Genomic DNA, 12896 nt, shown 5'->3' on the forward strand with positions numbered 1-12896 from the left:
TCCTTCAGACCCTGCCGTTGGCCAGCAACGCCCTTGCGAGTCGGATTATCTTCCCCTCAGTCGGGGCGATTCAGGTTTCTTTCAACCTGACGGGTTTGCCAGCTTCGCTGGGCAAACAAAAAAGCGAGCCTTGAGGCTCGCCTGATATCCGAGGTGGTGCGACAGTTAGGCCATTGCCATGGCTTGTTGTGCGATCACCAGCTCTTCGTTGGTTGGGATCACCAATGCAAGCGGCGACGCTTGGGTAGTGATTTGCCCTGCGGCACCAAAACGCGCGGCGGCGTTGGCATCGGCATCCGCTTGGTAGCCGAAAATGGCCAGCTCTTTGAGGATCATTTCACGGACTGGCAGTGAGTTTTCGCCAATTCCGCCTGTGAAAACAATCGCATCCAGACGGGATAATGGCACCATGTAACTTGCGATGAATTTTGCAACGCGATAAGCGAACATTTCTAGCGCCAATTGGGCGCCTTTATGGCCCTGCTCTGCCGCCTCGACCAAGCCTCGGCAATCGTTCGTTAACTCCGAAACACCAAGTAAGCCTGCTTTATCGATCAGCTCATGGTGGATTTGATCCATGCTGAGCCCTTTTTTCGATAAAAACTCTAGAATAGATGGGTCGATATCACCACAGCGTGTGCCCATCATCAAACCGGCTAAAGGCGTAAAGCCCATGCTGGTATCGACACTTTGACCGTCTTTGACCGCACACAAAGAGGCACCGTTACCAAGGTGAACAGTGATGACGTTGGTTTGTTCAGGCGCTTGGTTAAGCCATTTTGCCGCTTCACGACTTACGTAGTAATGGCTAGTGCCGTGGAAGCCATAGCGGCGAATACCGTAATCGTTGTAGAGCTGACGAGAAATCGCGTAATGGTAAGCTTTTTCTGGCATCGTTTGATGGAATGCCGTATCGAAAACCGCCACTTGTGGCAAGCTTGGGAAGGCTTTGCGTGCCGCTTTAATGCCCACCACATGTGCTGGGTTATGCAGTGGCGCCAAGGCTTTTAGCGCATCAATTTGCGCCAGTACAGCATCGTCAATCAAGGTAGCTTGACTGAAGGTTTCACCGCCATGTACCACACGGTGGCCAACAGCCTGCAGTTTATCACTCAATTGGTTGCTTTCGATAAGGCCCACAATGATATCCATGGCCTCTTGGTGGTGGTTGCTTCCTGCACTTAAGGTTTTCTCGGTTTTTTCACCGTCGACTTTCCAGCTCATCCGCGCGTCATCGCGCCCAAAGCATTCTCCAGCGCCGGAAATCACAGCATCGCCAGTTTGCGCATCCATCAGGGCAAACTTTAACGACGAGCTACCTGAATTAATAACGAGTACCAGTGCATCACTCATAGGGTTACCTTATTGGCAGAAATTGAATCGCGGCATCACGCCGCCTTTCCCATTATTAAAATATTTTTTAATAATTCAACTGTTGTGATAGTGATAGCACAGTTACCCAGCAATTTACTGCGTAAGATCAAGCTAAGTGCGTATCGGGTGCGCAAATCCCAACGCGTCGCTATCACTGACCATAAGCGTAGATACAAAATGGCGCCACATGGGCGCCACTCTTCGGGCTAGCTACCAATGCCGAGGTAGGTATTGACCACGGTGAAATAAATCCACATCCCGGAAATATCTACCACAGACGCAAGCACCGGGCTAACCAATACCGCAGGATCAAGATGACATGCACGCGCCACAATCGGCAGTAATCCGCCAAGCGTTGTGGAGATGGTCACCTGAATAAACAGGGCCAACGCAATGGCAACCGCAATATCGTGCAGTGCAAACGCGCCTACCGTCGCGTTGTGGTTGAACATTAAAATCCTCACCATCATGACTGCAGCAATCGCCACACCAATAAATACCGCGACGCGGGCCTCTTTCCACATCACTTGGAGCCACTGACGTTTGCGAAGCTCTCCCGTTGCAAGCGCCCTCACTACCAAGGTTGCCGCTTGGGAGCCGGTATTGCCTCCAGCCGCCGCAATCACCGGCATATACACAGCCAACAGAACAAGCTGACTTAAGGTATCTTCGTACTGAGCAATGATCATCCCAGAAACGATACCAAGCAGCGCCAGTCCGACAATCCAGCCAATCCGCTGCTTAACGTGCGCAAACACGCCAGTAGAGAGGTAGCTTTTCGCTGGTTCCGCTTCCGAGTGAATAAAGCCTAAATGGTTGGCATATTCACGGGCTTCGCGGTCAAATCCCTGCGCATCCAGCGCATTAAGCAAATGCTGTACATGAGCCACCGAGCAGTGATGCAAAATGCCCATTGATTCCTCAATCGGCATCACGGTAAGCAGCTCGACTTGCTTGTCGATATCGTATTGTAAAAACGCATTACGTGCCGCCACGATTTCTGCAGTGGAAAACGCAGTAGCATAGTCAAAAGTGTTGTTCATTACCGTCATGGCGAATCTCCCGATTGGCAACAGGTAACGACCATCAACAACGAACCTCACGCTGAAAGGGCGTGATTAAGCGTTACATCGAGAAAGGAGAAAAACAGAGCGTGAAAACCAGCTGCGACTGCGCTGGTAAAAGGAAGGATCACAATACCAACGGCAGCTATTTTTCTCCGTATCGACTAGGAGGATGGTCGGTATTGTTCATAGTTATCTCCAAAAAAGGTCTGGTGCTGTAAAAGCGTGGCGAGTTTATCAAAAGGCATCGCGCCTGTCTGTCAAATTTTGGTAAGCGAATGGCGTGATATCGTCGCGTTATGTCAATTATTATGCAGGCTCAACGGACCGATGCCGCTTACTGCCGGCACATCAATAAACTGGCGCCTAGCAGCTGTGAAAAAGCAACGGTCAGATCAGTATTCATCTGCTTTTCACAATCTGTCTGCAATTTACGTAAACAGCGAAAGGCGACGCCATTGTCGGCTTTGCCACTGATCAGTAAGTAGAAACACAATCGTAAAATCGCTTTGAACTCACCATCGGCATGCATCGCCTGCATCCAACTTTGCATTAACTGGTTAACAGTTCCCTCCGTCTCAAGCGTACCCATCAAACTATCGAGCAGTACAGGTTCGAGCGCAGCCATAAAATCTTGTTTGCGCGGAAAGTGATGACTGATCCCAGTACGAGATACCCCCGTCGCTTCACTGAGGGTGGTATACGACATGCCCTCGTAGCCCAACGTCAGGAGTTGCTGCTTCGCGGCATCAAGAATGGTCTCGATCGTCTGTTGTGTTTGGGCCTTACTGCGTTTTGGCATGTGTAATGTGTTCTCCCCAGTCTCCGTCAGCATGGCGGGCAGTCATCGTCTGCATGTTGCAATAGATTGGCAGGCAACGCATTTGCGCCACGGCTCGCCATAAAGATAGTACAGAGTGCAATAGAAAGCCTGACACGAAACACACCAAAGACTCGCTGAAGCGGATCAAAGTTCTGCTAATACCTTGATAGATAAGTGTGAAAACAGCCCAAAAAATGAGGACTTATTGGTGTAAATAGTGCCGACAGTCATAATTTGAACACATGTTTAAACAATTGCCTTGCGTAAATACAGGCAGGGTCAGTAAGTTAACATTATTATAACAGTTAGACGTATGAATCACGTTGCGACAACGAGGAAGTCCAATGTCACACATCAAACCACACGATCAGATTTTACGCTGGGCCGACGAACGCCCTAACCACGTATTTTTACGCCAAATTCGCGATCGCCGCTTCGTGGATTACACCTTTGCAGACGTCGCTGATCAGGCGATGCGTATGGTCACAGCATTACGTGACATGGGCTTGCAACCCGGTGACAAGGTGGCGCTAATTTCTAAAAACTGTGCGGAATGGTTTATTGCCGATCTGGCGATGATGATGGGCAGTTACATCAGCGTGCCCATTTTTCCAACGGCCGGCAGCGACACCATTGAGCACGTGGTCACGCACAGTGAATCTAAGGCCATGTTTGTCGGCAAACTGGATGACACTAAAGCGCTAAAAGCGTCGTTACAGACGCTATCACACATTAAGACCATCGCATTTCCATATCCTACGGTGGATTGCCATTATGACTGGCAGGAGTTAGTTGCAAGTCACGAACCCACCGAAGAGCGTCCGGTCCATCTCGATAATGATGTGATGTCACTGGTGTATACCTCTGGCACCTCTGGGCTCCCCAAAGGCGCCATTCTGAGCTACGGCGGCTATTGTTGGTCCGCACAACGCCTGATTGACCATATTGGTATCGAGCCGGACGATCGCTTGTTCTCGTATCTGCCATTGGCCCATATCACAGAGCGCGTGTACATCATGGGGTCGGCCATTATGGGTGGGATCCCAACCGCGTTCCCAGAGTCGCTCGATACCTTTATTGAAGATGTCAAAATGCATCGCCCAACGCTTTTCATTTCGGTACCGCGACTGTGGACGTTGTTCCAACAGCGCATTCAAGAGAAATTGCCAGATGCACGTCTTAATCTGCTGCTGAGCATTCCTCTTGTCGGTAGTCTGGTTAAAAAGAAAATAGCGAAGAACCTTGGTCTTGATCAAGCGCGCGTATTGGGCTGTGGCTCAGCACCCGTTGCCCCAGCACTATTGCGCTGGTATGAGAAGCTGGGCCTACATATCACCGAAGCCTGGGGAATGACCGAAAGCTACGCATACAGCACACTCAACTATCCATTTAGGGCCGACAAAATTGGCACCGTCGGCAATGCAGGACCCGGCGTTGAAATCAAGATAGCCGATGATCAGGAGATCTTAGTCAAAAGTCAGGGCCTATTTAGTGGCTATTACAAAAATGAAGAAGCCACAGCCGAAACCTTGGTGGATGGTTGGCTACACACGGGGGATTTAGGCGAACTCGATAGTGAAGGCTACCTGAGTATCTCAGGGCGTAAAAACGATACGTTCAAAACTGCGAAAGGCAAATTTGTTGCCCCAGTGGCGATTGAAAAACGCTTATTTGAGCTGTCTAACGCTGAGATGCTCTGTGTGATCGGCTCTGGCATGCCTGCGCCTATTTTGCTTGCCCTGCCTCACCACTTCCCACACTTTGATCGAGCCCGCTATGAGCGCCGCGTGAAAAAGGTGATTGATACCATCAACAGCGAGCTGGAATCCCACCAGCAAATCAAAGGTGTGTTGATGATCAAAGAGCCTTGGAGCATTGAGAACGGAAAACTTACGCCAACACTTAAAATTCGCCGCCATAAGCTGGAGCAAGAGTACCACGAGGTTGGCGCGAACTGGCCAAAAGGCACCTTAGTCCAATGGGAAGAAGACTGGGTCTAGCGCATTCTACCAAGATGTCCTGACATTCACCCACGATTGGCGTACGCTGATGGTGGGTGATTTTTTATTCGCCACCTATTGCTGACAATGTGATTGCTGACAATGATGCATCGTGCTTCAAACTCCTGCAAAACCTGACCTATCTCAATGTGCCACAATCAAGACTCTGCTAAAGATCAGCATGACATCTTTATTGCAGGCGATAAGCCTATTTTGACGCCTGCAGCTTTATCTCGTAGGGGACTACCATGAAAGAGAATCAAACTGACGCATGTGACGCGTGCGGTGTAAGCGCGGAAATTGGTTATATTATCTCAGAAGGAGATGAAGTCGCGGAAGTGACGATTCATGCCGACAGCGTCGAGGCAATGCAGACGCGCTTTGAGCAGTACCTTTCGCTCGCACAAAGTATTAACCCTGCCGTCAAGCACGACTTTAACGCCGAGCAAATTAGCGGCGACAGTGCACATATCAAAATGCAATTTGAATGCAGCGCTGAAAAGCTTATCTTTGAGCTACGCAGCCGCGGCCTCAACAACGCCTAATCGCTATTATACAGGGTGTGTCATCACACCCTGTATTTGCTTGCTGACGACGGAATTAAAGACGCAGGCTTTGCCAAGCCTCGCACATTTCACGAAACGTGGTCGCATCGCCTTCAGGGCGGTCTGGGTGCCACTTCAACGCCATTTTACGCCACTGTCGACGGATCTCATGCTCACTAGCGTGCTCATCCAACCCAAGTACGGTTAGCGCTTTTTTGCGCTCCAGCATGGTTTCGCCCGGTGCATCATTACCAATATGGCGTTGATAATGCTTCCAAAACGAAGATAGCAGCTCTTTGACATCGTCTCGGCTAGCGTCGTAGTTGTTCCAATCCATGTAATATTCACGGAGTGGATCTTGATAATCGATTTCGTTTGCCACAAAACCATTACCGCCAACACGCCACTGCAATTGAATGTCCATTGACTCCACCTGCAACCACTGCTGAGGTAGCAACATCTCTTGCAGTTGGTATAGCGCATTCATTATCAAAAAATTGCGCTTAAACAGATCAAGATGCGGGTCAGCATCCAGCTCTGCCATGATGGTGTTTTTTTGCAACTCACTGAGAAGGTGGTGCACTTTCCAGCTTTGTCGCGTAGATTCCAAGATACTGAGTATTGGCCAAATCAGGGGGTTGTCTATTTCATCCCGTTTTTCAGCAAGCATGACGTTCATCCTCTGTCACTGGCCAGCTACCTTGAACCGGCACATCTGGTATTTTCGGTCGTTTAACAACCTTACTAAGGTATAAACCAAATTTGGTCACTTTGTCGCCATTATTAGCAAAAAGCAGCTTGTTCATCCGTATGCCATACTTTTTGTATCGCACAACGTCAAAAAAGCGCCTGATATTGCCGCTTAATTATTAAGCATATCTAGTGCCAACTTAATTTCTCATTGTAGATAACTCGTCGTGGCGCAGAGATTAGACACCTTGACTCGCATTAAAGACACGCACCATCTATTATTGTTTAAACACCTTTATTTCATTGATATTTAAATCTATGACTCATTCCGCCTCCCAATGCGATGCCTGCAAAAACAAAAAACCGCTCCCTTTTGCCTTTTCAATGGCCTTTCAGCCCATTGTTCAATTATCCACTGGGCGTGTGTTCGCATACGAAGCGCTGGTACGAGGCATGGATGGCAGCGGTGCGGGCAGTGTTTTTAAACATGTAAACGCCGACAATCAGTATCAATTTGATCAGACCTGCCGTATCAAAGCGGTGGCATTAGCGGCAAAGCTCGAGATCCCCTGCTTTTTGAGCATTAACTTTATGCCTAATGCTGTTTACGAGCCCGAACGTTGTATTCAAACCACCCTTAAAGCCGCGCGCGAACACCAGTTTCCGCTCGATCGCATCTTGTTTGAGTTTACCGAAGGGGAAGAAGTGCTTGATTATGATCATATTCAACGCATTATTCGCTATTACCGCTCGCAAGGCTTTATTACCGCCATTGATGATTTCGGCGCCGGTTACTCTGGCTTAACGGCACTGGCTAATATTGATACCAATATTATTAAAATCGATATGGCGCTGGTGAGAGATATTGATACTGACCCAGTGAAACAGGCGATTGTTCGCCACAGTGTGGCAATGTGTGAGGAGCTAGGGCGTCAAATTATTGCCGAAGGGATAGAGACGGAGAAAGAATTACGTTGCTTGCATGATTTAGGCATCGACTTCTTCCAAGGGTATTATATTGCCAAGCCTGAATTCGAAGCATTACCCGCCATAAATCAAGCATCTGGCCTCGACATTTTTCACCGTCAATAATCCGACTATCGAGCCAGCAGTCTGTTGCTGGCTTATTTTAACTGCCTCACAGGGTCAATTGATAATCTTTCTCACTTTGACGCGTTCACGGTATAGTAAACCGATTATTTGATTCGAAAGGTATTCTTATGACTTGCAGTGACCAAGGCATGCCAGCGCATGGCCTCACTCGACGTCGCTTTCTCCAATCTTCCGCTGCTTTCGCTGCGTTGTCCGCCCTTCCTGCTTGTTCGCTGGTATCCGCATCACGAGATAATGGCATGTGGGAATATCACTTAAGCGCTGAGCCAAGCACAGCATCTTTAGTGCCCGGCCATCAAACGGATGTATTGGCATTTAACGACAAGATCCCTGCGCCCACGATTCGCTGCCGTCAGGGCGAGCCCGTGACAATTCACTTTACCAATAACCTTAATGAACCCACCACCATTCATTGGCATGGACTCCGTATTCCGATTGAAATGGACGGTGTACCCTTTTTATCCCAACCCCCTATTCAGCCGGGCGAAACCTTTACTTATCGCTTTACACCGCCTGACGCTGGCACCTTTTGGTATCACCCTCACATGAACTCTGTGGTGCAATTGGGCAAAGGCTTGGTAGGCACCATTGTGGTGGAAGAAGCGTCGCCGGTCGCGTTTGACGAAGAGCATGTACTCATGCTCAAACATTGGCACCTCGACCCCCAAGGGCAATGGAAAGATCTCGCCATTCCTCGTTACAGCGCCCGAATGGGAACGCCGGGTGAATGGGGCACGGTGAATGGTGTTCATCAACCTAAGTATGAACTACAAGAAAATGCCACCACTCGCCTGCGTTTAGCCAACGTCGATAATACCCTGACTTATCCTATTCAAGTCCGCGGTGCGGACGCTTGGATTGTTGCCATTGACGGTAATCCGATCGCGACGCCTCGACGACTCGAAGAGCACAAGATCGCGCCCGGTATGCGACTCGATATTGGTTTGGTCGCCCCCAAAGCCGGAACCAATGTTGAGATCATGTACATGAAAGGCCGCTTTCCTTTCCTACTGGCTAGCTTTACCACAACGCCATCCACCTTGGTCGAAAAACCTTTGCCCGCCCTGCCACTTAATCCAGTGGCCACTCCTGACTTGGCGAATGCGGAAACGCGACACTTTGTCTTTGAATGGGCCGGCGCAATCACACCCGCCGATAAGCAAGGCAAAGGGAAGCACGAATTTTGGCTGATGAACAAACGCGCATGGGAGGGAATGAGCAAAGGCAACATTCCCGAACCGATCGCAACGCTCGAACGGGGCAAAACCTATATTTTCGATTTAAAGAATGTCACTCAGTACCACCACCCAATCCATTTACATGGTCATACCTTTACCGTGCTGGAAATGGACGGTAAACCCGTGACACCTTTCCATACCGATACCGTGCTATTGGGTAAAAATGGCCACGCCAAGGCAGCCTTTGTGGCCGATAACCCTGGCCGGTGGATGTACCATTGTCATGTCATTGAGCACATGAAAACCGGTCTAATGGGGTTTGTTGAAGTGGTGTAGCGATAAACATCACGTGCACAATAAAACGGCGAGCCTACCTGCTCGCCGTTCCTCTTTAGCGCTCCTGTTTAAAGATAGCGCCGTTATGTGCTGGGTTTGTCGGTTTTGAATCGGTTTACCAACTCTGAGAGTTCGGTCGCCACCATACGTAACTCGGCCGCCGTTGCGTTAGTTTGTTCCGCGGTTTCAGCAGCACTATTCGCACCATCCAATACGTTGGTCACATTCTGATTAATGTCTTCCGATACCGAGTGCTGTTCTTCTGTTGCGGTGGCAATTTGCGCGGCCATATCATGGATCTGCCCCACCAACTCTTGAATAGTACCAAATACACTCAGGGCTTCTTCGGTGGCCTCTGTGGTCGTCTGCGAGTGTTCCACACTGCCCTGTAGCTTTTCTGACAGCTGGCTAGTCCGTTGAGTCAAGGCTTGTAACAACTCGTCAATTTCTTCGGTCGATTTGGTGGTCTTTTGCGACAGCACCCGAACCTCATCCGCCACTACGGCAAATCCTCGCCCATGCTCCCCCGCACGTGCAGACTCTATCGCCGCATTCAGCGCCAAAAGGTTGGTTTGCTCGGCAATACCACGAATGGTATCCAGCATAGCGGTGATATTGTCGTTTTCTTTTGTAAGCTCAGCCATGGCGCTATCCGCTTCGTTGAGCGTGGTCGCCATTTCTTGCACTGCTGCGCGCGTGTTATTCATCAAGGCCATGCCGCGATCAACTTCTGATTGGCATTGCTGCGCCGAATCGGCCGTCTGATTACAGTTTTGCGATACCTCATTGGCCGTCGCGACCATTTGATGGAACGCGGTCGCAATCTGCTCGAGCCCTGAGCGCTGCTGATGACTCGCACCATCCAGCTGCTCAGCAAACTGGGTGGTATGATCGGCATGAGATGTAAGTTTCAGCGAGCGATCTTTAATGCCAATAATCAGCTCTTGGATCACATCCACAAACTGGTTAAAGGCAGTGGCGGTCGTGCCTAGCTCATCTTTGCTGGTTACCGGCAAACGTTTAGTTAAGTCACCTTCACCACTTGCCGCATCACTGAGCCCATCACTCACCGCTACGATCGAGGCAGAGATACGGTTAACCATAAAGAAGCCCAGCACCCCGAAAATAACCACTAAAAGCACGCCAATCGAGATAATCACGGTTTGCAGTTGATTAACCTGCCCTAACACTTCTTGCTGCGGCACAATACCAATTAAACGCCAGCCGCTATCGGGCGCTTGATACTGGTTAACAAAATAAGACTCACCATCAAATGACACCGCCTTGAGCGCACGGCTCAGCGATTGACCGCTGTAGACGCTATTCACACTATCCACGGATTCAAAGTTGTTATCTGGGTTATTGGGATCGGCCAAGACGGTGCCGGTATCTTCCACCAGCACAATGTAACCTGACTGGCCGAGCGTGACCTCGCCAAGCATATTGGTCAATGCCTCCAAGGTAACATCAACACCCACCACCCCGGTTAACCCATCTTGCGCGGGAAACTCCATCACATAATCCAGTAAAGGTGCGCCCGATGTAATATCTTGGTATGCCGGCACGCGCACAGGGTTATTACCACTTCCTAATCCGGTTTGATACCAAGGGCGCTGCCGAGGATCGTAATCGCCAGACTCCCCCTGCGGCCATTGAATGTAGCCGCCATCGCTTAAGCCCAAAAAGACATAGGCGAAATCATCGCGCGAGTTGCCCATTGCATCCAATAATTTAAACGCACGGGCTTCGACCGGACTATTCTGAAGCGATGTCATTGGCTTTGACGGGCCCATGTATTTGGCGACACTGCCATCAAGCTCTTGCAACGCTTGGCTATTGGCTAACATTTTCGCGTTGGCAGACAGGCCTTGTAGATAGAACTTAAACGCATTACCAATGTGCTGCATTTCTTTGTATGAGCTTTGTTCGTAGCTGATTAGGGTACTTGTTCGAAACTTATACAAGGCAACGACACTAATAATCAGGGTCGGCAGTACCACCCCTGTCAACACAATGGCTAAAATGCGTTTTTTAATACTCATAACTGACCCCCGTCAGTGACTACCTACCGTTCAGCATTAACATGTCAACTATCAATAGTGACTTATTGAGACTAGAACAGGCATTTTCAGCCAGCCATAAAAAAGCGGATTTAACGGCGCTGGCAAATCGAAACCAACAGAGAGAGAAAGATTTCTAGGCAATTAATTATAAATCATGGACACGGATTGCATCCTACACACAAAGCAAATACATTAGTCAAAGCTAAAATAAAAGGTGGGACTATGACCAAGAAAAACTATCAAGAAATCAATGAGCAACAATTGGCGTTAAATAAACAATTTAAAGCAAACAGCAGTGAGACTCTGGCGGCATTTGGTCAGCTTCATCGTGCCGCAATGGCAGAAGGCGACCTTGATGTAAAAACCAAAGAGTTGATTGCACTAGGGATTGGTATTGCCGCGCGTTGCGATGGCTGTATCGGCGCACATGTTGCCGCCGCATTAAAGCACGGTGCGACCAAGCAAGAATGTGTAGAGGCGATCAACGTTGCCATTTTAATGGGCGGCGGCCCGTCGTTGATTTATGGTGCGCAAGCCCTAGAGGCGGTTGAGCAGCTTAGCAATTGCTAGTTTATTTATATAGTCAAAGGCCGAGTTATTGAGGTATCGGCCTTCTCAATAAGTCTCGTCAGTGCTACCACAAATAGCATCTCTATGAATACAAGGACAGCGAGTTGCGGTTTATCCCCATGGGCACGGGGAAGTATCCCTAAGGCAAAAGAACCTATGTAATGGAATCTTTGAATAATCAAAGCAATGCTCAGCGGCGACAAAAAGTCGATGGGGACAGTGAATTCAATGTCTTCCAACCGCTTGAAGAAGATAAACCTGCACCACCTCCAGAGCCGGACAACTTTGGGGACAAGCCAAAGGTTGATGCGAACGCGTTGAAAGGCATGTAATTCTTTTAAAAAAGCCAAAAAAACCCAGCTTCCAAAGCTGGTTTTTTTACGCAGATACTTATTCTAATCTATCAGGGTTTGCTAACCATGCAAGCGACCCTACAAAGCCTGGGTCCATTTCAATTGAGTCTTTTAGAACCTTTTCTCCCACCCACTCTTCCGTAATATTAGGAGCGTTTTCAACCCCACCCCACGCCCCAAAAATGACATCAGGGTCTTTATTTTTAATAGCAAATCGAAAACAACCCATTGCAAGGAGCAGACTACCCGTTGCAATAAAACCACCAAATTTGACGGTTTCTACGAGCCATCCGTAAGCCGCCACAACGCCGAGCAAAGTGAAAACACAAGCTAGAACAAACCAAAATCGCTGAGAATCCATATAAGCTCCTTATCAAATAGAGAAACCATAGCGACCACCCCTAACTGCTATACAAGGCGATATTAATTAATAAGAAAACAACATAACTACGATAACGCAGATGGGCATTGTTGGTCAAATCAGTCACCCAAAGCACTGATCCCAATGGGATTTCTCCCATCAATCAACTCGGTAGCTAACAGGCATACCAAGCCTTATGACTTTGTTTATTGCTTTCACGTTGGCCAATGCTTCGCCAACTTGTGCATCGTAGTTACGTAGTGTCAGCTGAGGGCTGATTAACGTTTTGTATAGAGACATGCCTGTTTCTGACAGAGAGCGTTGGTGATAACCCTCTTCTTTTTTCCAGTCTTCTAAGTTACCCGACTTTAAGGCGCTGACGGCTGCATTGCGAGGATGATCATTCTCCCAATAACCCGCATTACT

General features: G+C 48.9%; 12 protein-coding genes and 1 pseudogene. 6 read left to right on the plus strand and 7 right to left on the minus strand.

Translation table 11 applies throughout. The features are described 5' to 3' along the window. Positions 1–165: 165 nt before the first annotated feature. From BGK46_RS02770 to BGK46_RS02780, 3 genes are all read right to left on the minus strand, one after another. Positions 166–1353: an acetate kinase gene (locus BGK46_RS02770; protein ID WP_069586940.1), complete on the minus strand. Its 1188-nt coding sequence runs from the start codon at positions 1351–1353 to the stop codon at positions 166–168. A 227-nt stretch (positions 1354–1580) separates the two neighbouring features. Beyond that, on the minus strand, positions 1581–2426 hold the full coding sequence (locus BGK46_RS02775; RefSeq protein ID WP_069586941.1) for a magnesium transporter: 846 nt from the start codon (positions 2424–2426) through the stop codon (positions 1581–1583). A gap of 349 nt (positions 2427–2775) precedes the next feature. Further along, positions 2776–3240, minus strand: a complete 465-nt coding sequence (locus BGK46_RS02780; protein ID WP_069586942.1) for a TetR family transcriptional regulator — start codon at positions 3238–3240, stop codon at positions 2776–2778. A 365-nt stretch (positions 3241–3605) separates the two neighbouring features. Between BGK46_RS02780 and BGK46_RS02785 the strand changes: the two genes are divergently transcribed. Together BGK46_RS02785 and BGK46_RS02790 are read left to right on the plus strand one after the other, a co-directional pair. After that, positions 3606–5261 carry an AMP-binding protein gene (locus BGK46_RS02785; RefSeq protein WP_069586943.1) on the plus strand — a complete coding sequence of 552 codons (1656 nt, stop codon included), beginning with the start codon at positions 3606–3608 and terminating at the stop codon, positions 5259–5261. Positions 5262–5509: 248 nt separating this feature from the next. Then, positions 5510–5806, plus strand: coding sequence for a DUF406 family protein (locus tag BGK46_RS02790; protein ID WP_069586944.1), 297 nt, complete (start codon positions 5510–5512; stop codon positions 5804–5806). A 55-nt stretch (positions 5807–5861) separates the two neighbouring features. Here the strand turns inward: BGK46_RS02790 and BGK46_RS02795 are convergent, their stop codons facing one another. After that, complete coding sequence (locus tag BGK46_RS02795) at positions 5862–6476, minus strand: DNA-J related domain-containing protein (RefSeq protein WP_069586945.1); 615 nt, start codon at positions 6474–6476, stop codon at positions 5862–5864. 338 nt (positions 6477–6814) lie between these two features. On the opposite strand from BGK46_RS02795, the gene BGK46_RS02800 reads away from it, so the two are divergent. Both BGK46_RS02800 and BGK46_RS02805 read left to right on the plus strand, forming a co-directional pair. Continuing rightward, positions 6815–7588 (plus strand): EAL domain-containing protein, encoded by a 774-nt coding sequence (locus BGK46_RS02800; RefSeq protein ID WP_069586946.1) that lies wholly within the window; start codon positions 6815–6817, stop codon positions 7586–7588. A 149-nt stretch (positions 7589–7737) separates the two neighbouring features. Further along, complete coding sequence (locus tag BGK46_RS02805) at positions 7738–9123, plus strand: multicopper oxidase family protein (protein ID WP_069586950.1); 1386 nt, start codon at positions 7738–7740, stop codon at positions 9121–9123. An 83-nt stretch (positions 9124–9206) separates the two neighbouring features. On the opposite strand, the gene BGK46_RS02810 is transcribed toward BGK46_RS02805, so the two are convergent. After that, positions 9207–11165 (minus strand): methyl-accepting chemotaxis protein, encoded by a 1959-nt coding sequence (locus BGK46_RS02810; RefSeq protein ID WP_069586947.1) that lies wholly within the window; start codon positions 11163–11165, stop codon positions 9207–9209. 243 nt (positions 11166–11408) lie between these two features. Here BGK46_RS02810 and BGK46_RS02815 point away from each other — a divergent pair, with 243 nt between their 5' ends. Then, positions 11409–11756, plus strand: coding sequence for a carboxymuconolactone decarboxylase family protein (locus BGK46_RS02815; RefSeq protein WP_069586948.1), 348 nt, complete (start codon positions 11409–11411; stop codon positions 11754–11756). Positions 11757–11917: 161 nt separating this feature from the next. Further along, positions 11918–12088, plus strand: coding sequence for a hypothetical protein (locus BGK46_RS17565; protein WP_175418631.1), 171 nt, complete (start codon positions 11918–11920; stop codon positions 12086–12088). A 58-nt stretch (positions 12089–12146) separates the two neighbouring features. Here the strand turns inward: BGK46_RS17565 and BGK46_RS02820 are convergent, their stop codons facing one another. Both BGK46_RS02820 and BGK46_RS02825 read right to left on the minus strand, forming a co-directional pair. Beyond that, the gene (locus tag BGK46_RS02820; protein WP_069586949.1) at positions 12147–12470 is read right to left on the minus strand and encodes a hypothetical protein; all 324 of its coding nucleotides are present in this window, start codon (positions 12468–12470) and stop codon (positions 12147–12149) included. Positions 12471–12629: 159 nt separating this feature from the next. Beyond that, a pseudogene (locus BGK46_RS02825) lies at positions 12630–12896 on the minus strand (IS5/IS1182 family transposase); the annotation flags it as partial.

This window comes from Salinivibrio sp. SS2, from assembly GCF_001722075.1.
Taxonomy (GTDB): Bacteria; Pseudomonadota; Gammaproteobacteria; order Enterobacterales; family Vibrionaceae; genus Salinivibrio; species Salinivibrio proteolyticus.

What these genes read in the sequence shown, in the direction of transcription:
- BGK46_RS17565 (WP_175418631.1), top strand. Translation starts at nt 11,918, where the DNA reads ATGGAATCTTTGAATAATCAAAGCAATGCTCAGCGGCGACAAAAAGTC.
- BGK46_RS02820 (WP_069586949.1), bottom strand. Translation starts at nt 12,470, where the DNA reads ATGGATTCTCAGCGATTTTGGTTTGTTCTAGCTTGTGTTTTCACTTTG.
- BGK46_RS02790 (WP_069586944.1), top strand. Translation starts at nt 5,510, where the DNA reads ATGAAAGAGAATCAAACTGACGCATGTGACGCGTGCGGTGTAAGCGCG.
- BGK46_RS02780 (WP_069586942.1), bottom strand. Translation starts at nt 3,240, where the DNA reads ATGCCAAAACGCAGTAAGGCCCAAACACAACAGACGATCGAGACCATT.
- BGK46_RS02800 (WP_069586946.1), top strand. Translation starts at nt 6,815, where the DNA reads ATGACTCATTCCGCCTCCCAATGCGATGCCTGCAAAAACAAAAAACCG.
- BGK46_RS02770 (WP_069586940.1), bottom strand. Translation starts at nt 1,353, where the DNA reads ATGAGTGATGCACTGGTACTCGTTATTAATTCAGGTAGCTCGTCGTTA.
- BGK46_RS02815 (WP_069586948.1), top strand. Translation starts at nt 11,409, where the DNA reads ATGACCAAGAAAAACTATCAAGAAATCAATGAGCAACAATTGGCGTTA.
- BGK46_RS02810 (WP_069586947.1), bottom strand. Translation starts at nt 11,165, where the DNA reads ATGAGTATTAAAAAACGCATTTTAGCCATTGTGTTGACAGGGGTGGTA.
- BGK46_RS02795 (WP_069586945.1), bottom strand. Translation starts at nt 6,476, where the DNA reads ATGCTTGCTGAAAAACGGGATGAAATAGACAACCCCCTGATTTGGCCA.
- BGK46_RS02775 (WP_069586941.1), bottom strand. Translation starts at nt 2,426, where the DNA reads ATGACGGTAATGAACAACACTTTTGACTATGCTACTGCGTTTTCCACT.
- BGK46_RS02785 (WP_069586943.1), top strand. Translation starts at nt 3,606, where the DNA reads ATGTCACACATCAAACCACACGATCAGATTTTACGCTGGGCCGACGAA.
- BGK46_RS02805 (WP_069586950.1), top strand. Translation starts at nt 7,738, where the DNA reads ATGCCAGCGCATGGCCTCACTCGACGTCGCTTTCTCCAATCTTCCGCT.